Annotated in this window: 20 protein-coding genes; 15 read left to right on the forward strand and 5 right to left on the reverse strand. The window is 63.0% G+C overall.

Annotated features, from left to right (window positions below; translation table 11 throughout):
• The first annotated feature begins 3 nt into the window (after positions 1–3).
• From rfbF to ACUXH0_RS00630, 14 genes are all read left to right on the forward strand, one after another.
• The gene (gene rfbF, locus ACUXH0_RS00565) at positions 4–777 is read left to right on the forward strand and encodes a glucose-1-phosphate cytidylyltransferase (RefSeq protein WP_004631460.1); all 774 of its coding nucleotides are present in this window, start codon (positions 4–6) and stop codon (positions 775–777) included.
• A complete protein-coding gene (gene rfbG, locus ACUXH0_RS00570; protein WP_024542088.1) occupies positions 762–1,868 on the forward strand; it encodes a CDP-glucose 4,6-dehydratase in 1,107 nt (368 codons plus the stop codon). Before rfbF ends, rfbG begins: the two co-directional genes overlap by 16 nt.
• The gene (gene rfbC / locus ACUXH0_RS00575) at positions 1,865–2,458 is read left to right on the forward strand and encodes a dTDP-4-dehydrorhamnose 3,5-epimerase (protein WP_024542089.1); all 594 of its coding nucleotides are present in this window, start codon (positions 1,865–1,867) and stop codon (positions 2,456–2,458) included. Before rfbG ends, rfbC begins: the two co-directional genes overlap by 4 nt.
• The gene (locus ACUXH0_RS00580) at positions 2,455–3,594 is read left to right on the forward strand and encodes a DegT/DnrJ/EryC1/StrS family aminotransferase (RefSeq protein WP_004631457.1); all 1,140 of its coding nucleotides are present in this window, start codon (positions 2,455–2,457) and stop codon (positions 3,592–3,594) included. The genes rfbC and ACUXH0_RS00580 overlap by 4 nt, the downstream gene beginning before the upstream one ends.
• The gene (locus ACUXH0_RS00585) at positions 3,579–4,421 is read left to right on the forward strand and encodes a phytanoyl-CoA dioxygenase family protein (protein ID WP_182593622.1); all 843 of its coding nucleotides are present in this window, start codon (positions 3,579–3,581) and stop codon (positions 4,419–4,421) included. Before ACUXH0_RS00580 ends, ACUXH0_RS00585 begins: the two co-directional genes overlap by 16 nt.
• Positions 4,422–4,423: 2 nt before the next feature.
• Positions 4,424–5,605, forward strand: coding sequence for a class I SAM-dependent methyltransferase (locus tag ACUXH0_RS00590; protein ID WP_024542091.1), 1,182 nt, complete (start codon positions 4,424–4,426; stop codon positions 5,603–5,605).
• Positions 5,602–6,117 (forward strand): GNAT family N-acetyltransferase, encoded by a 516-nt coding sequence (locus tag ACUXH0_RS00595; protein ID WP_024542092.1) that lies wholly within the window; start codon positions 5,602–5,604, stop codon positions 6,115–6,117. The genes ACUXH0_RS00590 and ACUXH0_RS00595 overlap by 4 nt, the downstream gene beginning before the upstream one ends.
• A complete protein-coding gene (locus ACUXH0_RS00600; RefSeq protein ID WP_024542093.1) occupies positions 6,114–6,830 on the forward strand; it encodes a WbqC family protein in 717 nt (238 codons plus the stop codon). Before ACUXH0_RS00595 ends, ACUXH0_RS00600 begins: the two co-directional genes overlap by 4 nt.
• The gene (locus ACUXH0_RS00605) at positions 6,823–7,569 is read left to right on the forward strand and encodes a cephalosporin hydroxylase family protein (protein ID WP_004631452.1); all 747 of its coding nucleotides are present in this window, start codon (positions 6,823–6,825) and stop codon (positions 7,567–7,569) included. Before ACUXH0_RS00600 ends, ACUXH0_RS00605 begins: the two co-directional genes overlap by 8 nt.
• Before the next feature lie 42 nt (positions 7,570–7,611).
• A complete protein-coding gene (locus ACUXH0_RS00610; RefSeq protein WP_182593621.1) occupies positions 7,612–8,844 on the forward strand; it encodes a glycosyltransferase family 2 protein in 1,233 nt (410 codons plus the stop codon).
• Positions 8,845–8,862: 18 nt separating this feature from the next.
• Positions 8,863–9,192 carry a flagellar hook-basal body complex protein FliE gene (gene fliE / locus ACUXH0_RS00615; protein WP_024542094.1) on the forward strand — a complete coding sequence of 110 codons (330 nt, stop codon included), beginning with the start codon at positions 8,863–8,865 and terminating at the stop codon, positions 9,190–9,192.
• Between the two features lie 155 nt (positions 9,193–9,347).
• The gene (locus tag ACUXH0_RS00620; protein WP_004631449.1) at positions 9,348–9,770 is read left to right on the forward strand and encodes an organic hydroperoxide resistance protein; all 423 of its coding nucleotides are present in this window, start codon (positions 9,348–9,350) and stop codon (positions 9,768–9,770) included.
• A gap of 76 nt (positions 9,771–9,846) precedes the next feature.
• Positions 9,847–10,290 carry a MarR family winged helix-turn-helix transcriptional regulator gene (locus ACUXH0_RS00625; RefSeq protein ID WP_024542095.1) on the forward strand — a complete coding sequence of 148 codons (444 nt, stop codon included), beginning with the start codon at positions 9,847–9,849 and terminating at the stop codon, positions 10,288–10,290.
• On the forward strand, positions 10,287–11,369 hold the full coding sequence (locus ACUXH0_RS00630) for a glycosyltransferase family 2 protein (RefSeq protein ID WP_024542096.1): 1,083 nt from the start codon (positions 10,287–10,289) through the stop codon (positions 11,367–11,369). Before ACUXH0_RS00625 ends, ACUXH0_RS00630 begins: the two co-directional genes overlap by 4 nt.
• Here ACUXH0_RS00630 and ACUXH0_RS00635 read toward each other — a convergent pair.
• From ACUXH0_RS00635 to ACUXH0_RS00650, 4 genes are all read right to left on the reverse strand, one after another.
• Positions 11,363–11,719, reverse strand: coding sequence for a flagellar protein FliT (locus ACUXH0_RS00635; RefSeq protein ID WP_009239993.1), 357 nt, complete (start codon positions 11,717–11,719; stop codon positions 11,363–11,365). The genes ACUXH0_RS00630 and ACUXH0_RS00635 overlap by 7 nt on opposite strands.
• Positions 11,720–11,777: 58 nt before the next feature.
• Complete coding sequence (fliS, locus tag ACUXH0_RS00640) at positions 11,778–12,215, reverse strand: flagellar export chaperone FliS (RefSeq protein ID WP_004631445.1); 438 nt, start codon at positions 12,213–12,215, stop codon at positions 11,778–11,780.
• Between the two features lie 60 nt (positions 12,216–12,275).
• A complete protein-coding gene (fliD, locus tag ACUXH0_RS00645) occupies positions 12,276–14,324 on the reverse strand; it encodes a flagellar filament capping protein FliD (protein WP_024542097.1) in 2,049 nt (682 codons plus the stop codon).
• Between the two features lie 198 nt (positions 14,325–14,522).
• Positions 14,523–15,344, reverse strand: coding sequence for a flagellin N-terminal helical domain-containing protein (locus ACUXH0_RS00650; RefSeq protein ID WP_004631443.1), 822 nt, complete (start codon positions 15,342–15,344; stop codon positions 14,523–14,525).
• 406 nt (positions 15,345–15,750) lie between these two features.
• Here ACUXH0_RS00650 and ACUXH0_RS00655 point away from each other — a divergent pair, with 406 nt between their 5' ends.
• Entirely contained in the window at positions 15,751–16,386 is a 636-nt protein-coding gene (locus tag ACUXH0_RS00655; protein WP_004631442.1) for a LuxR C-terminal-related transcriptional regulator, read from the forward strand.
• Positions 16,387–16,391: 5 nt separating this feature from the next.
• Here the strand turns inward: ACUXH0_RS00655 and ACUXH0_RS00660 are convergent, their stop codons facing one another.
• Positions 16,392–18,128, reverse strand: coding sequence for a putative bifunctional diguanylate cyclase/phosphodiesterase (locus ACUXH0_RS00660; protein ID WP_004631441.1), 1,737 nt, complete (start codon positions 18,126–18,128; stop codon positions 16,392–16,394).
• Between the last annotated feature and the right edge of the window lie 409 nt (positions 18,129–18,537).

Here is an 18,537-nt window from a genome sequence, read left to right on the forward strand (position 1 = left end):
ATCATGAAGACAGTCATCCTGGCCGGGGGCCTCGGCACGCGCATCAGTGAGGAATCGCACCTGCGGCCCAAGCCGATGATCGAAATTGGTGGCCGCCCCATCCTGTGGCACATCATGAAGATCTATGCCGCGCACGGCATCAACGATTTCATCATCTGCCTCGGTTACAAGGGCTACGTCATCAAGGAGTACTTCGCCAACTACTTCCTGCACATGTCGGACGTGACGTTCGATATGTCGAAGAACGAAGTGACGGTGCATGAGCGCCATGCCGAGCCATGGCGCATCACGCTGGTGGATACCGGCGAGCAGTCCATGACCGGCGGGCGCCTGAAGCGTGTTGCCGCGTATCTCGATCCGAACGAGCCCTTCTGCTTTACCTACGGCGACGGTGTGTCCGACGTCGATATCACCCGCAAGATCGCCTTCCACCGCGCCCACGGCAAGATGGCCACGGTGACGGCCGTGCAGCCGCCGGGCCGCTACGGCATGCTCCAGCGCGATGGCAACCGTGTGACCGGTTTCACGGAGAAACCACCCGGCGACGGCGGCACCTGGATCAACGGCGGCTTCTTTGTGCTGAACCCGGCCGTCATCGAATACATCGCGGGTGAAGACACCCACTGGGAAGGCGAGCCGATGAATCGCCTGGCCGAGATGGGCGAGTTGAACACGTTCGAGCACCAGGGCTTCTGGCAGCCGATGGACACGCTGCGCGACAAGAACAGTCTCGAAGCCATGTGGCAATCGGGGAGTGCACCGTGGAAAAAGTGGTGACGCTCCACCCCGCTGCCTGGGCCGGCAAGCGCGTCTTCTTGACCGGGCACACGGGCTTCAAGGGAAGCTGGCTGGCGCTGTGGCTGCGCCAGCTTGGCGCCGATGTGTACGGCTACAGCCTGGCGCCCCAAACGAACCCGAATCTCTTTACGCTGGCCGAGGTGGAATCCGCCATGGCTGGCCACACGCTGGGCGATATCCGTGACGCGGATGGCCTGCGTGCCGCGATGACGGCGGCGCGGCCTGACGTGGTGTTTCACCTCGCGGCGCAACCGCTGGTGCGTGCGTCGTACCAGGACCCGGTCGGCACTTACGCCACCAACGTGATGGGCACCGTGAACGTGCTGGAAGCCGCGCGCGCGTGCGCCGGCCTGTCGGCGATCGTGGTCGCCACCACCGACAAGTGCTACGACAACCGCGAATGGGCGTGGGGCTACCGCGAGACGGATGCGCTCGGCGGCCATGATCCGTACAGCGCATCCAAGGCCTGCGCCGAACTGGTGGCCGCAAGCTACCGGCGCGCCTTCTTCGCCAACGGCCCGCTGCTGGCTACCGGCCGCGCCGGCAACGTGATCGGCGGCGGAGACTGGTCCGAAGATCGGCTCATTCCCGATGCCGAGCGCGCGATGCGTGCCGGTACCCCGCTGGTCATCCGTTCACCGCACGCCACGCGGCCGTGGCAGCACGTTCTGGATTGCCTGCATGGGTATCTGGTGCTCGCGCAACGGCTGCTGGCCGGTGACGCCTCGTGCGCAACCGCCTGGAACTTCGGCCCGGACAGCGCTGCCACGCGCACGGTCGAACAGGTCTTGCAAGGCTTGCAGCAACATTGGCCCACGCTGATCTGGCAACTGGACGCCAATGCGGCCGCCGGCCGCCATGAAGCGGGCATGTTGCATCTCGACGCGAGCCGCGCGCGCCAGCATCTAGGTTGGCAGACAGCGTGGCCGTTTGAAACCGCGCTGGAACAGACCGCCACGTGGTATCGGCATCTGCATGAGAAAACAGCGAGCGCGCGCTCTCTCTGTGACCAGCAGATCGACCGTTTCACCGCCGCCGCGTCTGCTGCCGCTTTCAGGAGCGCCGCATGAACCGCTTCACCATCCAACCGACACCCCTAGCCGGCTTGGTCGAGATCAGCCGCAAGGTCATCGGTGACCATCGCGGCTACTTCACGCGCTTCTTCTGCGCAGACGAACTTGCCGCCGCCGGCTTTGACAGCCCCATCGCGCAAATCAATCACTCCTATTCCGCCAAGCGCGGCACCGTGCGCGGGCTGCACTTTCAGTACCCGCCGCATGCCGAGATCAAGCTGGTGAGTTGCGTGCGCGGCCGTGTGTTCGACGTGGCCGTTGACCTGCGTGCGGGCTCGCCGACGTTCCTGCAATGGCATGCGTTGGAGTTGTCCGCCGAACGCCACAACAGCCTGCTGGTGCCGCGCGGGTTTGCCCACGGCTTCCAGGCGCTGGAAGACGATTGCGAGCTGCTGTATCTCACCTCCAAGCCATACGCGCAAGCCGCTGAAGACGGCCTCAACCCGACCGACGGCCGCATCGGCATCGCTTGGCCGCTCGCCATTTCCGAATGCTCCGACCGGGACCGCAACCATCCGCCGCTGACCGACGCGTTTGCAGGCATCACGTTGCGAGCCCTGAATCCTGAACTGCAGGAACAGCCATGACCCAAAAGATTCTGTACTCCAAGCCGTCGATCACCGAGCTGGAAGTCGAATACGCCACTGACGCCGCACGCAACGGCTGGGGCGACCAGTGCTACGCCTACATCAACCGCTTCGAAAAGCAGTTTGCCGAATTTGTCGGCACGCAGTACGCCATTGCCACGTCGAGCTGCACCGGTGCCATGCACATGGGGCTGGCCGCGCTCGGCATCGGCGCCGGCGATGAGGTGATCCTGGCCGACACGAACTGGATCGCCACGGCGTCGCCCATCACCTACGTGGGCGCTACGCCCGTGTTTGTCGACATTCTGCCGGACACGTGGTGCCTGGACCCGGCGCTCGTGGAAGCGGCCATCACCCCGCGCACGAAGGCGATCATCGCAACGCACCTCTACGGCAACCTATGCGAGATGGACCGCCTGCTGGACATCGGCAAGCGCCACGGCATTCCCGTCATCGAAGACGCAGCCGAGGCTGTTGGCTCGCGCTGGCACGGCCACGCAACCGGGGCGCAAGGCATCTTCGGCACGTTCTCGTTCCATGGCACCAAGACCATGACGACGGGCGAAGGCGGCATGTTTGTCACCAACGACCGCGCGCTGTACGACCGCGTGATGACGCTCAACAACCATGGCCGCGTGCCGGGCGGCAAGCAGTTCTGGTCCGATTTCATCGGCTTCAAATACCGCATTTCCAACGTGCAGGCCGCCATCGGCTGCGCGCAGCTTGAGCGCATCGACGCGCTGGTTGCACGCAAGCGCGAGATCTTCGCGGCATACCAGAAGCATCTGGGTGACGTTGGTGCCCTTGCGCTCAACCCGGAGTCACCTGGCACGCTCAACAGCTACTGGATGCCCACCGTCGTGTTTGACGAGGCACTGGGCATCACGCGCGATGGATTGCTGGCCGCGTTCTCGCGCCGCGGCATCGATGCACGCGTGTTCTTCTATCCCCTGAGCCAGATGGGCCTCTTTGGTGACGCACCAGGCAACACGCCCAACAGCTACGCAATTGCCGAGCGCGCCATCAACCTGCCGTCATATCACGACATGTCGAGCGCAGACATCGACACCGTGTCGCAAGTGGTGCTCGATCTCGTGCAAGAACATCAGGAGAAGCAGACGTGCCTGGCATCCTGACCCCCGATCAGATCGAGACCTTCCAGCGCGACGGCCTGCTGATCCTGCGTGACTTTTATGCGCCGGACCAGGTGGTGCCGATCCAACGTGCGATCTACAACATTATCGGTCTGGTCATCGACAAGTACCGGCTCGACATCGAGCGTGCGCCGTTTGCACCGGAACGCTTCGACGACGGCTACCAGGCGCTGATCAAAGCCAATCGCAAATATGGCGCCGAGGTGTATGACGCAGTCAAGCAGATCCCGGCGTTTGTCCGGCTCCTGGGCGATCCGCGCCATGAGCAGGTGGTGTCCGAGCTGCGCCCCGGCGCGCTGCCCGGTATTGCCGGCGCCGGTTATGGCATCCGCATCGACAACCCGCGTGAAGAGAAATTTCGCGCCAACTGGCATCAGGAATATCCGGCGCAGTTGCGCAGCCTGGACGGCGTGGTGTTCTGGAGCCCGCTCGTGGAGATCACGCCCGAGATCGGGCCCGTGGAGTTCTGCCCCGGTTCGCATCGGGAAGGGCCGCTGCCGGTCGTGAGCGCAGACCCGGACAACGCCGGCAAGCAAGGCGCTTACGCGCTCATGCTCAAGGATGAAGCCACCTATCTCGCGCGCTATCCACACGTGCAGCCGCTGACCCAACCCGGTGATCTGGTGCTGGTTGATTTTCTGGTGCTGCACGCATCGGGCCAAAACACCAGCGGCCGCTCGCGTTGGTCGATGCAGTTCCGCTACTTCAATTTCTGCGAGCCGACCGGGCGCTCGCACGGCTGGAAAGGTTCATACGCCAACGGCGTCGACTTCCGAACCGTCCATCCCGAACTTTCTGTGGAAGCCTGACCATGACGACAGGTGCACTGCCGTGCAATGTTTGCCAGCAACCGCTGCCAGAGCCGATCTACCGTGCCCCGCAAAGCGCGCTGTCATCACTGCGCCGCGCCATGGATGGCACGCTCGAGGTGTTCTGCTGCGCCGCGTGCGGCCACATCCAGACCGTCGAGCTGTGTGACAACGGCAGCTTCTACGACACCGAATACGACATCCTCGTAAACAGCGAGGAAGAAGACCAGATCTACGCGGTCGAGAATGGCCAGAAGATCTTCCGTGCCGATCACCAGGTCGCGCTCTTCCAGAAAAAGCTGCAACTGCTGGGGGGGCTACACGAGGGCGCCCGCGTGGTCGACTTCGGCTGCGCAAAAAGCGCGACCATGCGACTGCTCAAACAGCAGCGCCCGGACGTGAAGGTCCACCTGTTCGACATCAGCGACCGCTACGTCGGCTTCTGGGAGAAATTCCTCAGCGCCGGGCAATGGGCCACGTACACCATCCCGCCGGCATGGCAACGTTCATTCGATGTCGTCAGTTCGTTCTTCTCGCTTGAGCACATTCCAGACCTGAGCACCACGCTGCGTGCCATCCACGGGTTGCTGCGCGAGGGCGGCCGGCTGTATGCCATCGTGCCCAACACGTTCACCAATACGGCTGATTTTCTGGTGGCGGATCACGTGAACCATTTCACGCGCACGTCCCTGCAGGTACTGCTCGCCAGCCACGGTTTCGAGCTGCTCGAACTTGACGAACGCAGCCATCGCGGCGCATTCGTCGTCACCGCTGTACGCACGGCGCCGGACCATGCTGCGCCTGCCCTTGATCCGCGGCAACTGGCGGACACCGTGGGCGCCGCCAACCGCCTTGCGCGCTTCTGGCAGCAAGCGGCCAACCACCTGGGCGATTTTGAAACGCGCCACCAGGGCGCGCCTGCGGTGATCTACGGCGCGGGCTTCTATGGCACCTACACCGCCAGCAATCTGCGGCACCCGCACGCGCTGCGGGCCTTTGTGGACCAGAACCCGTATCTGCAAGGCTCATCCCTAGCGGGCAAGCCGGTGATTGCGCTGACCGAGATTCCGGCGGAAGTCGAATTGGTGTATCTGGCGGTCAATCCGGTCATTGCCGATGAGGTCAAACACACCGTGGAAGCCGCGTTCCCCAACCGTTTCCGCTACTTCCAGTTCGAGCCATGATCGCTACCGGCAATGTATGCCTGCGCGCATGGCGCGAAGACGACATCCCGCATCTGCTGCCACTGCGTAACGATGTACACACGCAACTGCAGTTGATGACGCGCCCCAGGCCCAACTCCGCGGCGAGTGTGCGCGACTGGCTGGTCGGCAGGTCAACGCAAAGCGACGCGGTGCTCTTCATCATTGCCGAGCAGGCCGGCGACCGCGTTCTGGGCTACCTCCAGTTGACGAAGATCGACCTGGTCAACCGGCACGCTGCGCTGGGCATCTGCCTGGCACCGGCCGATCAGGGACAAGGACACGGGCGAGCCGCCTGCGAGGCGCTGTTCTCGTACGCTCGCCAGACGCTGAACCTGCGCAAGATCACGCTGGAAGTGCTGGCTGACAATGAACGCGCGATCCAGCTGTATCAGAAGCTCGGCTTCCGCCAGATCGGCCAGTTGGCCGAGCACTATCTGCAGGATCAGCGCTGGCATGACGTCGTGCTGATGGAACGCATGCTGAGCCCATGAACATCGTCATTTCACAACCCATGTTGTTCCCCTGGGTCGGCATGCTTGAGCAGATCGTGCTGGCGGACGTCTTCGTCAACTATGCGGACGTGCAGTTCTCCAAAGGCAGCTTCACAAACCGGGTGCAGATCAAGGACCGCACCGGATCACGCTGGCTGACCGTTCCGCTGGAGAAGTTCCACCTGGGTGAGCGCATCGATCAGGTCCGCCCCTGCGCCAGCACCGACTGGCGCGGCCAGCACTTGCGCAAACTAGAGCAGGCCTACGAAGAAGCGCCCTATGCGCAGGACATGCTGGCACTCGTGCGCACGGTGTACGAGGCCGACTACGCCAACATGGGCGCGCTGGCGTTGGCGTCGATGCAGGCGGTCTGCAGCTATCTGGACATCCCGCTCAGTGCGAAGCTGCGCGACTCCGTGGAACTGGCCGTGCCCGGGCGCAACAGCGAGCGCGTACTGGCCATCGTGCGGCAACTGCACGGCAGCAAATACATCACCGGGCATGGCGCCAAGAACTATCTGGCGCATGCTGAATTCGAGCAGCACGGCATCACCGTCGAATACATGAACTACGCCATGCTGCCTTACCGGCAACTGCACGGCGCGTTCACCCCCTTTGTCAGCAGCCTGGACCTCATTGCCAATCACGGCCCGGCGAGCAAGCAGTACCTGAACCCACAAACCCTCAACTGGCGCCAATTCACCCATGAATGACATCGAACAGTTCCAAGGCGAAGTCCAGCAGAACATCCAATCCCTGGCGCAGGACAAAGACCTGCAATCGCTGTCACGCATCTGGCTGCGCGAAGTGACCGCGCACAAGTACCACTACAACTTCACCTGGATGGGCTTGCCCATCATCCAGTGCCCGCAAGACGTGCTGGCCATGCAGCAACTGATCTGGGAGGTCAAGCCGGACCTGATTATCGAGACCGGCATTGCGCGCGGCGGCTCGCTGATCTTCTATGCCTCGATGCTCGAGCTGCTGGCCCAGAGCGGTCATGGTGAAGGCAAGGTCCTAGGCATCGACATCGACATCCGCCAGCACAACCGCGAAGCGATCGAGGCGCACCCGATGGCGCGGCGCGTCCAGATGCTGCAGGGCTCCAGCATCGACCCGGACATCATCGAGCAGGTCAAGCGCATCGCCGCGGGCAAGCAGCGCGTGCTGGTGGCGCTGGACTCCAACCACACCCACGACCACGTGCTTGCCGAACTGGAAGCCTACGCGCCGCTGACCAGCGTGGGCAGCTACTGCGTGGTGTTCGACACCGCTGTCGAAGACATGCCGCAAGCGATGTTCAACGATCGTCCGTGGGGCGTCGGGAATAACCCGAAGACCGCTGTGCACGCCTACCTGCGTGACCACCCGGAATTCGTGATCGACGCCGATATTCACCACAAACTCCTCATTACCGTCGCACCGGACGGCTACCTGAAGCGCGTTGCCTGAGCGCTTGAACCGACCGCTTGATCCGAAAAATTGGCCGCTGAAATGGAACCCGCGAAGACGACGCCCCAAACCGATGCAGTCACGCTGAGCATCTGCATCCCGACCTACAACCGGGCGCGCTACCTGGACAACCTGCTCGGGGAACTGGCCGCGCAGATTGATGGACTACGATTCAGCTACGAGATCCTGATCGGCGACAACTGCTCGAGCGACACGACCGAACAGGTCGTGGCCCGCCATCAAGGCCGGCTGAACATCCGGTATTTCCGGCGCCCGTCCAACCTGGGTTCGGCCGAAAACCTGAACCAGCTCTACCGCAGCGCGCAGGGCAAATACGTGCTCTACCACGCCGACGACGACCTGCCCATCCTCGACGAGATCAACAAGAACCTCGAGATCTTCGAGCGCAATGCGGGCGTGGGCGTCATCTTCGCGCCCTGGTTCATCCACGACTTGCCAACCCGGCAGGACATCACGCCCTTCTACCGCCAGGACGACAATTACCTGATCGAGCAGCACGATTACGCCAAGCTGCTGGCGCTGATCCTGTCACACCACATCTTTCCGGAAATCTACCTGGCGCGCCGCGAAGTGCTCGACCGGCTGTACTTCGCCGCGCCCGAACATGTGTTCTGGGCATTCGCGCATGCCGCAGAAATGCTCGGGTCGTACGCGCTCTACTTCAGCAAGACACCGTTTTATCGCTCGGTTACGCGCTACTTTGACGACGAGACCCGCGCCCAGGCAGGCAGCGAGGAAGTGAAATACGCATGGGACCGGTATCGCGGCGGCCTGGAATACGTGTTGAGCAAGTTCTCACACACGTTGGCCCCGAACGAGCGGCAGGAATGGCTGAATGCCATCAACCAGTTCGTGCTCGCGCGTATGAAGGTGGCGCTGCGCCTGCGCACGCATGAAGGCGGCAGCTGGAGCGACAACTACTACATCGCCAACCGCATCAAGGCGCTCGGCGAGGTAGGCGACCTGGCCGCGCCCTATGACCTGTACCGCGTCAACGCCGCGTTCGAATACGTGACCAAGCTCGACCCGTTCAAGCCCGAGCCGCCCAGGTACGCCACCCTGCGCCGCGCACCGCTTCAGGTCTTGCACCACGCGCACGGCTTTGCCGACACCGAGTTTCTGGTGCTCGACGACGATGCCGCCATTCCGCATCACACCATCGTCGTCACGCCGATTCCGATGGACATTGCGGTGCCGGCCGGCCGCGAAGTCCGCTTCGTGTCGGAACTCGAAACACTCGCCAAATTTCCCTGAGTCACTGGTCACGCCCACATGGATCTTTCCAACGCCCATTCCGTGGTCTCGCTGATGAACAGCGTGCTGGCACCGTCAAGCGCCGTTGGTGGCAGTACCGCCAGCGGCGACACCGGCAAACCGAGTGTCGACTTCGGCTCGGTGCTCAAGTCATCGCTGGACCGCGTCGACGCCTCGCAGCAGAAGGCCGAAGCCGTTTCGCGCAGCTTTGAAATGGGCAATAACGACGTCGACCTGCACGACGTCATGCTCTCGCTGCAGAAGGCCAACATCGACATGCAGACTGCCGTACAGGTGCGCAACAAGCTGGTCTCGGCGTACCAAAGCATCATGAGCATGTCGATCTGAGATCACCCTGCCCGGCCCTTTTCCACACTATGAAGAAGGGCTTGTGGTCGCTCTTGTCATTTATATTGCGCTCAATATAATTGTGTCATCGATTTTTGATCGATCTCCCGGCCGACATGTCGCCGACCGGGTTTCCCACGCAAGAGGACCCGACCATGAAGACGCTCTACCAGACCCAGGTCACTGCTGAAGGCGGCCGTGCCGGCCATGTTCGCAGCACCGATGGCACGCTGGATCTGCCCCTTTCGCTACCGCGCGAACTCGGCGGCGCAGGCGGTGCAGCTACGAACCCCGAGCAACTGTTTGCCGCCGGTTATGCCGCCTGCTTTGAAAACGCTGTGCTGCATGTAGCACGTGGCAAGCAGATCAAGCTGGCGTCGACGTCGGTCACGGCCACGGTGGGCATTGGCCCGCGCGAAGATGGCGGCTTTGCATTGACGGTGTCGCTCGCGGCCACCCTGGGCGGCGTCGATCAGGCGACCGCTGAAGCGCTTGTGGCTGCGGCACATGGCGTATGTCCCTATTCGCATGCCGTCCGTGGCAATATTGACGTCCAATTGAACACGGTCACGCGCTGAGCCTCTTGCTCAGCCCTGTTGGGCCGATGCGGCACTCGCCGCTCGAGCGCCAGGCCGTTCCCCCCGGGAGTTTTCCGTGAACGACGTGCTGGCGCTCGATCAGCAGCTTTGCTTTCCTTTGTATGCCGCCGGCCACTTGCTGACGCGCCTCTACCGCCCGCTGCTCGATGAACTGGGCCTGACCTATCCCCAGTACCTCGTGATGCTGGCGTGCTGGCAGCAGGCGCCATGCGCAGTTGGCGACCTCGGTCGCACGCTGTACCTCGATACGGGCACGCTTACGCCGCTGCTCAAGCGACTCGAAGAACAGGGCCTCGTCACTCGTACGCGCGATCCCGATGACCAGCGCCGCGTCGTCATCGAGTTGACCAATGCCGGCCGCGCACTGCGCGAGCGCGCTGCCAAGGTGCCCGAAGCCCTCGCCTGCAAGATTCCGCTGGAATTGGACGAAATTGGCGCCACGCGCGACGTGCTGCGCAAGCTGCTCGACGCACTGGCCACAGCGGACGACCGCGAATGAGCGCACCCTCCGCTTGCGCCGATCTGGCGCTAGTTATCATCGCCCGCAATGAAGCCGCCAGCATTGCGCGTTGCCTGCTCAGTGCCAAACCGTTTGTCGATCGCATGGTGGTGCTCGACACAGGCTCCATCGACGACACCGTGGCCATTGCCCAGTCGTGCGGCGCCCTTGTCAGCCACATGGCCTGGACGAACGACTTCTCGGCCGCGCGCAACACCGCGCTGCAGGCAGCCAATGCCGACTGGAACCTCATCCTCGACGCTGACGAATGGCTGGAAAGCGGCGGTGAGCATCTGCGCACGCTCAGCGGTGCAGCACCGTCCGTTGGCGTGGTGTGCGTCAAGAACGATACCGACGCGGCCGAATCCGCCAGCCAGCTGATTGCGTGGATTCCCCGCCTGCTGCCGCGTGGCGTGCACTACACGGGGCGCATTCACGAGCAGCCGGTGTCTTCATTGCCTGCGGCGCGCGTGCCGATCGTAGTCCGCCACGATGGCTACACCGCCGCCAAGATGCAGAAGAAAGGCGAGCGCAACACGCAACTGCTGCTCGATGAACTCGCCCATCGGCCAGACGACCCGTACGTGCTGTATCAGCTCGGCAAGGAAACCGAGCTGCATCACGAAGACTACGCAAAGGCCGTGACCTACTACGCACGCGCCTTCAGCCTGGCACCTCCTGATGCGCCGTACCGCCGCAACCTGGCGCTGCGATATGTGTATAGCCTGGGCAAGGCCGATCGCGTTGAAGAAGCGCTGGCGCAAGGCGATGTCGGCATCCAGACGTGGCCGGACTTTCCTGATCTGTGCTTTGCGCTGGGATTGGTGTTGCTGGATGCGGCTGCCAAGCAGCCTGATGAGGCAGGCGCCCGGTGGCTACCGCTGGCAGAACAGGTCTTCAACCGCTGCCTTGAGATCGGCGATCAGCCAGAGATGGACGGCAGCGTCATCGGCCGGGGCAGCTTCCTCGCTGCCCAGCAACTGGCGATCGTGTACCAGATGCAGAGCCACGCGCTCGCACGCAAGTCCGAGCACTACCTGACGCTGTCAAAACAACTGCAGGACGCGTCGTCTCAATAACGCGCCATGCTGCCGTAAGCGTTGCTGGCGTTGGTGGCACGGCGTGCCGTGTCGATGCGCTTCTGCAGGCGGTCCAGGCGCGGGTACACCATGGCGCGCACGCGTGCATCATCTTCCAGAATGCGCACGAGCAGCGTGCGCTTGCGCTCCACATCGGCACGCGAGAGCTGCGGATGCGGCTCGGAACGGCGCAGCGCATCCACATAGGCGGCGCTTTCGCGTTCCAGCGTACTGACGACTTCCCAGTTACCCACTTCGGCCGCGCTGACCATTTCAGCGGTCAGACTTGCGATGGCTTCGTAGCAGGCGAACAGACTTTCGCTGTCCTTGATCGGGATGTTGCGGTGCATATTGGCTCCAGTTGGGCCGAATTCAGTCAAAGGTCGCTTTACTACAAACAGCGGGCCATCAGCTCACAACGCTCAGGTGGCTGTTTGCCGCAGCGGCAGCCGGTTGGCCGGCCTGGCCGATGGCGAGCCACGCATCCTGCAGCGGGACCAGCAAAGCATCCACCTCGGCGAGGATCGTCAGATCGTTGTTGGCGTTCGCCAACAGCAGGCGGCGCAGCATGTAGTCGTACAGATTGTTCAGTTGCACGGCAATCTCGCCGCCGCGCTGGTGATCCAGGCTGGCCTGCAGCCCCTGGCCGATGATCGAGATGGCTTTGTCGATCGCCCGCACCTTGGCCAGCACGTCGCCGCGCTGCATGGCGGCACTGGCCAGGTTGATGGCGGCCCGCGCGCCTTCAAACAACATGGCGATCAGGCGATGCGGATTGGCGTCTACCACGGACGTCTCGATGCCGACTTGCGCATAGGCACCGATGGCACGGCGTGCTGCGTACATGGAAAAGGTCCTCGCTGGTGTCTGTTTTGTTATGGGTTGTGCTCTAAACCTGAGCCCGGCTTAGTTGCTGCTCGAAGTTTGCTTGGTAATGGCCGCGAGCTGCGTCGTCAGGTAGTTGCTGGTGTTCGTCATGCTTGCCACCGCGGCCGACAGCGCGTTGAACTGCGTGTAGTACAGCGCCTGCTTGTTATCCAGGCGCGTCTGCATGGCGGTGATCTGGCTGGCAAGCGAGGTCAGCGAACTGTTGATCGAGTCGGTCTCGTTCTGCACCATGCCGCTGGACGACAGCAGGTTGGTCATCACCGTGTTGAGCTGCGCGGCGTAACCGCGCTGCACCGTGACCGTGCCACGGGCGCCCAGCGGGCCGCCGGCCACTTGCACGGTCAAGCCGTCGGTGGCGGAACCGGCAATCCCATACAGGTTCTGGCCCGAGCCGGTCGCTGCCGCACCGTTGATGGTGCCCTGCACATCCACACCATTGGCGGCCGTCGGGCTCGCCCCAAAGAGCGACGAAGCCCCCGCGCCTGATACCGACACCACCGACACCGAACCAAACTGGCTATCGGTAATGCTCAGCACGCCGCTGGCATTGGCCGACACCGATGCGTTGACCTTGGCGTTCTGTAGCGTGGCCGATGCGTTGATCTGGCTTTGAATCTGCGCGGCCAGGGTCGTCGCGGTGTAGCTGCCGGCCGCCAACGTCACGTTGACTGACATGCCGCTGATGCTGAACGCGAGCGTGTCGTTCACGCCCGCCGTAATGGTTGTGTTTGCGGCGGCCGAACCCGTGAGCGTGCCCTGCGTGGCCAACTGCGTCACGTTGACGGCGTAGCTGCCGGCCTGTGTGGAATCCGAGAACGTCGGCACGCTGACCAGCGAATCGGTGGCCGTGCCGGTACCGGCAAACAAACCGGTAACCTGGCTGGGCGACTTTGCAATGGCCGCCGACAGCTTCGTGTTGTCGACCGACAGCGTGCCGTCGGAGTTCATCGTCACGCCCACGCTGCCGAGCGACTGGTAGTTGCCGTTGCCGACCGCCTGGCCCAGCACGTCGGTAATCTGGTTGATGAGCGTCTTGGTACTCACGTCGCCAGCCAGCGGGCCGTTGTTGGCCTTGTTGGCGGTGTCGATGTTGGTGAGCCCGTTCAGTTGCGTACGCAGCGCGTTGTAGCCGTTCACGAAGTTGGTGACGGCGGTGGTGGTGGCGGTCGGGTCGTTGGCCACCGTCACGTTGGTGCTGCCCGTCTTGGACAGCGTGAACGACGTGCCATCCACCACGTTTGACAACGTGTTGGTCGGGCTTTGCACGGCAATGCCGTTGATGGTGGCCAGGGCATTCTGGCCCGTGGTCACCTCGGTCATGTTCTGCGTGCCGGCCGGATCCTGCGAGAGCAGCGATTGCAGCGTCGAGTCGCCCGACACCGAGATCTTCATCTCCGAGCTTGAGCCGCCCGCAGTGGACGTCAGCACCAGACGGTACGGGCTGCCGCTGCCGTCGTTCACGATGCTGGCCGAGACACCCAGGTTGGCCGAGTTGATGGCATCGCGAATGCCCGCCAGCGTGTTGTTGGACGAGTTGATCGTGATCGAGCCCCCCGCCAGGTTGCCGTTTTGCGTGAACGTCGAACCGGTGTACTTGCCGCCGGAAAGCGAGCCACCCGACACCGTGCCGAACGAGAACGAAATCGTGGTCGATGCGCCGCTGCCGATGGCGGTGGTGGTGGAAGCTTGCCCCTGCGCCGCCAGCACCTGCGATTGCGCAAGCTGCGTGACATTGACCGCGTAGGAACCTGCAGGCGCCGAGCCCGTCACCGACGCGCTCAGCATCGAGGTGTCGTAGCCGCTGGCCTTCATGGCGCTGTAGTTCGACGCGCTGGTCAGGCTCGACAGCGCGGTCTGGAAGGTCGACAGCGCACTCTTGAGCGACCCCACAGCCGACAACTGCGTCTGGTACGAGCTTTGCTGTGTCTGCAACTGTGTCAGCGGCTGGCTCTCCACCTTCATGAGGCTGGTCACCAGCGAATTGACGTCGATGCTCGTCCCGATACCGGGAATGGAGATCGGCGGTACGTAGTTGCTGGTCGAGGAGGAGGTAGTGGTAGTCGCCATGATCGGGTCCGATAAGCATCTGCGCCAGCGGAAGTCTCTCTACACAACGGCACGGGCCGCAGCTTCTTTAGGGCAGGTTATGCAGGCGCCACCCACGCAGAAGAGGGGTATCCGACAAAAGGAAAAAGGCCGACGCCCCCGAGGAGCGCCGGCCCTTGGCCCAGCCGCAAGACGGCTGGGTGGCATCCAGCTTACTGATTAGCCCTTCAGCAGGCTCAGGATGCTGTTCGGTGCCGAGTTGGCTTGCGCCAGCATCGCCGTACCCGCTTGCTGCAGGATGTTCTGACGGGTCATGTTCGAGGTTTCCGACGCATAGTCCGTATCGATCAAGGACGACTTGGCAGCCGACAGCGCGGTGTTGTTCGACGTCAGCGTGTTGATCGTCGAGTTCAGACCACTTTGCTGAGCACCCAGGTTGGCGCGAGCCGCCTTCAGGTTGGTCAGATCGGTGTCGATGGCCGCCTGTGCGGCGGTCGCGTTGGCAGTCGAGGTCACGCTCGTGCCGCTCAGCGTACCGAAGGTCGACAGGTTGGCGTTGGAGACCGAGGTCACATCGGTCGCGGCATTCTGGCCGTACTGGAACGTCGTGGCCGTAACCGAACCGTCGAACAGCTTGTTGCCGTTGTAGTTCGCGTTGGTCTCGATGTTCTTGTTGGCGGTGGCCAGCTTTTGGTATTCCTTGTCCAGGTTGGCCTGGTCGGTGGTCGACAGACCGCCGTTGTTGGCTTCCACGGCCAGTTGGCGCATACGTTGCAGGTTGTTTTCAACCTGGCCCAGGTACGAGTCGGCCGTTTGCAGATACGACATCGCCTGGTTGGAGTTCTGGATACCTTGCGTCTGCGAGTTCAGCGTGGTGGTCAGGCTGGAGGCCACAGCGTAGGCGGCGGCGTCATCCTTCGCGCTGTTCACGCGCAGGCCGGTCGACAGACGTTCCAGCGAGGTCTGCAGCGCATCCTTCGATGCCGACAGTGCTTGCTGCGTTTGCAGGGACGAGATATTGGTATTAAGGCTGAGGGACATGACGGCTCCTAAGTTTCCCGATGGTTTGTTGCCCGTGTTTGCTGATTCCGGCTAGGCCGGGCAACGTGACCTGCAACTTGAAGGGGATCAGGTCTGCGTTGTACTCAGGTTATCGGTGGCCTCGGAGGAAAGTTTAGGGTCGCCTTGACAAATTTGTGCGTCGGCGGCGGTTTGGGCTTGCGGGCGCCTGACTTTCGGCACCCCTCCAAAAGAGGCGGTGCGCCTGCTTCTTGGCCTTCGGGCCCTCGGCTATACTCGTTCGACCAGTTCATAGGCGCCTGCATCTTTCTATATAGAGCGCCACATACAGCACAGATGGGGAGTTGCAAGCCCGCCAGACGGCCCAAGGCCTGCCGGCGGAAAGAAGAGCTCGATGCGAGCCCGCGTTTGACCCGCAACACCCACCATGCTCAATGTCCTGATCGTCGAACCGCACGATATTGCCCGTGTCGGCCTGCGCCAGATCCTCAAGGATTCGCGCCTGGCCCGGCAGATCGAGGCCGTGCCGGACCTGCGCGATGCCAATAACGACCTGCTCGCACAGCGCGAGTGGGACGTCATGCTGTTCTCGGTGGAATCGGCCACCGGAGACGAATTCCAGACCATCAAGACCGTGCGCCAGCAGCATGCGCGTTTGGCCGTGCTGGCGCTGGGCCGCCACCCGGAAGCGCTGCTTGCCGTACGGGCGCTCAAGGCGGGCGCCGCCGGCTACCTGCCGATGGACGCCAGCCAGCCGCAACTGCTGGCAGCCATCAACGCCATCTCGAAAGGCAAGAAATACCTGCCTTCGGACCTCGTGGAAGTCCTGGCCGACAACCTGAATGTCGACTGGGACAAGCCCCGCCACGACATCCTCTCCGACCGTGAATTCCAGACGCTGCGCATGCTCGGCTCCGGCCGCACGCTGGGCGAGATTGCCGAGGCGCTGCAGATCAGCGTCAAGACGGTCAGCGTGTATCGGGGGCGCGTGCTCTCGAAGATGAAGCTGCGCAACAATGCCGAGCTCACCATGTACGTGGTCAGCAACAGCTTGCAGATCTGAGCGCGCTATGAGAACCGCGGGACACGCTCGCCGTAACGGCGGGCGTTCTCGCGCACGAGATCCTGTACCGCAGCCGGTTCCAACGGCCGCGTGAGCAAATAGCCCTGAAACTCGTCGCAGCCGACTTCGCGCAGGAATTCAAGCTGGCCGATGGTTTCCACGCCTTCGGCCACGGTCTTCATGCCCATGGCTTGCGCCATCATGATGATGGCCCGCGTGATGGCCGCGCGCTCGACCACGTGCGGCAGGTCTTGCACGAACGAACGGTCGATCTTCAACGTATCGATCGGGAAGCGGTGCAGATACGACAGCGATGAGTATCCGGTACCGAAATCGTCCAGCGCCAGCGATACGCCCATGGCGCGCAGCTCGGTCAGCAGGGCATGCAATGACGGATCGTCGCGAATCAGAATGCCTTCGGTCATCTCCAGTTCCACCGCGTTGCCGGGCAAGCCACTGGTCGACAGCGCGCCACGCACCATCCCGCTCAACTGCCCGGAGCTGAATGCCTGGCCCGAGAGGTTGATCGACATGCGCAAGTCCGGCAGCCCGATGCGGCGCCAGCGTGCAAGCTGGTCGCAGGCGGCGCGCAGAATCCAGCGGTCGATCTCGACAATAAGACCGGTTTCTTCGGCGTCCTGAATGAACTGGCCGGGCATCATGTGGCCGAAATCGGCCGAGTTCCAGCGGATGAGCGCTTCCACCCCGACAATGCGGCCGCTCCTGACGTCCACGCGCGGCTGGTAGTCCGCATAGAACTCGTTGCGGTCGCTCGCGCGGCGCAGGCCCGATTCAATGCGGAAGCGGCGCGAGACGCGGTCGTCAAGGTCGCTGGTAAAGGTCTGGAAGTTGTTGCGCCCGCGCTCCTTGGCCAGGTACATGGCGGCATCGGCCTTGCGCAGGAGCGTGTTCGGGTCGTCGCCGTCGTGGGGTGCCACGGCAATGCCGATCGACACGCCCAGATACAGCTCCTGCCCCTCGATATGGAAGGGCGCGCTGATGGCCGAGAGGATGCGCTCGGCCACGCGCCGCGTGCCCAGGCCATCGAGCGCTTCGAGCATGACGACAAATTCATCGCCGCCCAGGCGCGCAACGGTGTCGGCTTCGCGCGCGCAGGCCTGCAGGCGGGCCGCCACTTCGCGTAGCAGCATGTCGCCAAACTGGTGGCCCAGCGTGTCGTTGACGTTCTTGAAACGGTCCAGGTCGAGAAACATGACCGAGACGCGCGACTGGTTGCGGCGCGCAAGCGCCAGCGCGTGCTCCAGCCGGTCTTCCAGCGCGGAGCGGTTCAGCAGCCCCGTCAGCGTGTCGTGCGTAGCGAGATGCCGGATGCGCTGCTGCGCTTCGCGGATTTGCGTGATGTCGACCAGCGACACCAGCACCGAATAGGGCGTGGCGCCGGCTTCCGAGGCGCGCGCCGAGGCCGTCATGGAATGGCCGCCATCGGCAAACAGTGGCGTCCAGTTGCTGGAAACCCACACCGTGCGGCCATCCACGCAGTGCATTCCGAAAATCTGGTTCAACTGCGGCTGGCCCTCGGCGATCACGTCCTGATCGGGCCAGTCCGCCTCGTGGATGGAGGCGTCGAATTCGTCCACGGCAGAGGTGACCACCGTGGGCAGCAGGCGCCCCACCAGCGCATCCACCGGCAAACCCAGCAGCCGTGCGGCGCTCGGGTTGGCATAGGTGACGCGGCGATCCGCCCCGCACACGAGGATGCCCTCCGTCAGCGCATTGACCATCGACAGCAGGTCCAGCTTCGGGCAGAAGCTCGGCAGTGCGCCGCGTGCAGGACAGTCGGCCGACAAGCCATCGGCATCGACTAGCGCAAGGTCAATACGGGTGGAAAAGGGCAAGGAATTCAAGGCGGCTTCCGGCAAGGCAACGCAGGTATGCAAGGCCGGAACATGCCGGCGCGTTCTTTCATTACAACGGCAAGCGCGGGCAATTCTTTCGGGCCAACGCCACTTTTGCAGCGGAACCCGCCCGCCAGGCGACTGGTAAGGCGCCTAATGCGGTGCATCGGGACTATGTAGGTGGATCAAAAATCACTTATCGTGCGCGTACCGCCCCACCCTGCGCATCGCAAACGCCCGAGATAAGCCGGATTGACCACGTTTCTTCCTGGAATGAGCTGGACAGAGGTGGGGA

This window comes from Ralstonia sp. 110700041-2, assembly GCF_056280165.1.

What these genes read in the sequence shown, in the direction of transcription:
- rfbF (WP_004631460.1), top strand. Translation starts at nt 4, where the DNA reads ATGAAGACAGTCATCCTGGCCGGGGGCCTCGGCACGCGCATCAGTGAG.
- rfbC (WP_024542089.1), top strand. Translation starts at nt 1,865, where the DNA reads ATGAACCGCTTCACCATCCAACCGACACCCCTAGCCGGCTTGGTCGAG.
- ACUXH0_RS00580 (WP_004631457.1), top strand. Translation starts at nt 2,455, where the DNA reads ATGACCCAAAAGATTCTGTACTCCAAGCCGTCGATCACCGAGCTGGAA.
- ACUXH0_RS00590 (WP_024542091.1), top strand. Translation starts at nt 4,424, where the DNA reads ATGACGACAGGTGCACTGCCGTGCAATGTTTGCCAGCAACCGCTGCCA.
- ACUXH0_RS00595 (WP_024542092.1), top strand. Translation starts at nt 5,602, where the DNA reads ATGATCGCTACCGGCAATGTATGCCTGCGCGCATGGCGCGAAGACGAC.
- ACUXH0_RS00600 (WP_024542093.1), top strand. Translation starts at nt 6,114, where the DNA reads ATGAACATCGTCATTTCACAACCCATGTTGTTCCCCTGGGTCGGCATG.
- ACUXH0_RS00605 (WP_004631452.1), top strand. Translation starts at nt 6,823, where the DNA reads ATGAATGACATCGAACAGTTCCAAGGCGAAGTCCAGCAGAACATCCAA.
- ACUXH0_RS00610 (WP_182593621.1), top strand. Translation starts at nt 7,612, where the DNA reads ATGGAACCCGCGAAGACGACGCCCCAAACCGATGCAGTCACGCTGAGC.
- fliE (WP_024542094.1), top strand. Translation starts at nt 8,863, where the DNA reads ATGGATCTTTCCAACGCCCATTCCGTGGTCTCGCTGATGAACAGCGTG.
- ACUXH0_RS00620 (WP_004631449.1), top strand. Translation starts at nt 9,348, where the DNA reads ATGAAGACGCTCTACCAGACCCAGGTCACTGCTGAAGGCGGCCGTGCC.
- ACUXH0_RS00630 (WP_024542096.1), top strand. Translation starts at nt 10,287, where the DNA reads ATGAGCGCACCCTCCGCTTGCGCCGATCTGGCGCTAGTTATCATCGCC.
- ACUXH0_RS00635 (WP_009239993.1), bottom strand. Translation starts at nt 11,719, where the DNA reads ATGCACCGCAACATCCCGATCAAGGACAGCGAAAGTCTGTTCGCCTGC.
- fliS (WP_004631445.1), bottom strand. Translation starts at nt 12,215, where the DNA reads ATGTACGCAGCACGCCGTGCCATCGGTGCCTATGCGCAAGTCGGCATC.
- fliD (WP_024542097.1), bottom strand. Translation starts at nt 14,324, where the DNA reads ATGGCGACTACCACTACCTCCTCCTCGACCAGCAACTACGTACCGCCG.
- ACUXH0_RS00650 (WP_004631443.1), bottom strand. Translation starts at nt 15,344, where the DNA reads ATGTCCCTCAGCCTTAATACCAATATCTCGTCCCTGCAAACGCAGCAA.
- ACUXH0_RS00655 (WP_004631442.1), top strand. Translation starts at nt 15,751, where the DNA reads ATGCTCAATGTCCTGATCGTCGAACCGCACGATATTGCCCGTGTCGGC.
- ACUXH0_RS00660 (WP_004631441.1), bottom strand. Translation starts at nt 18,128, where the DNA reads ATGGTCAATGCGCTGACGGAGGGCATCCTCGTGTGCGGGGCGGATCGC.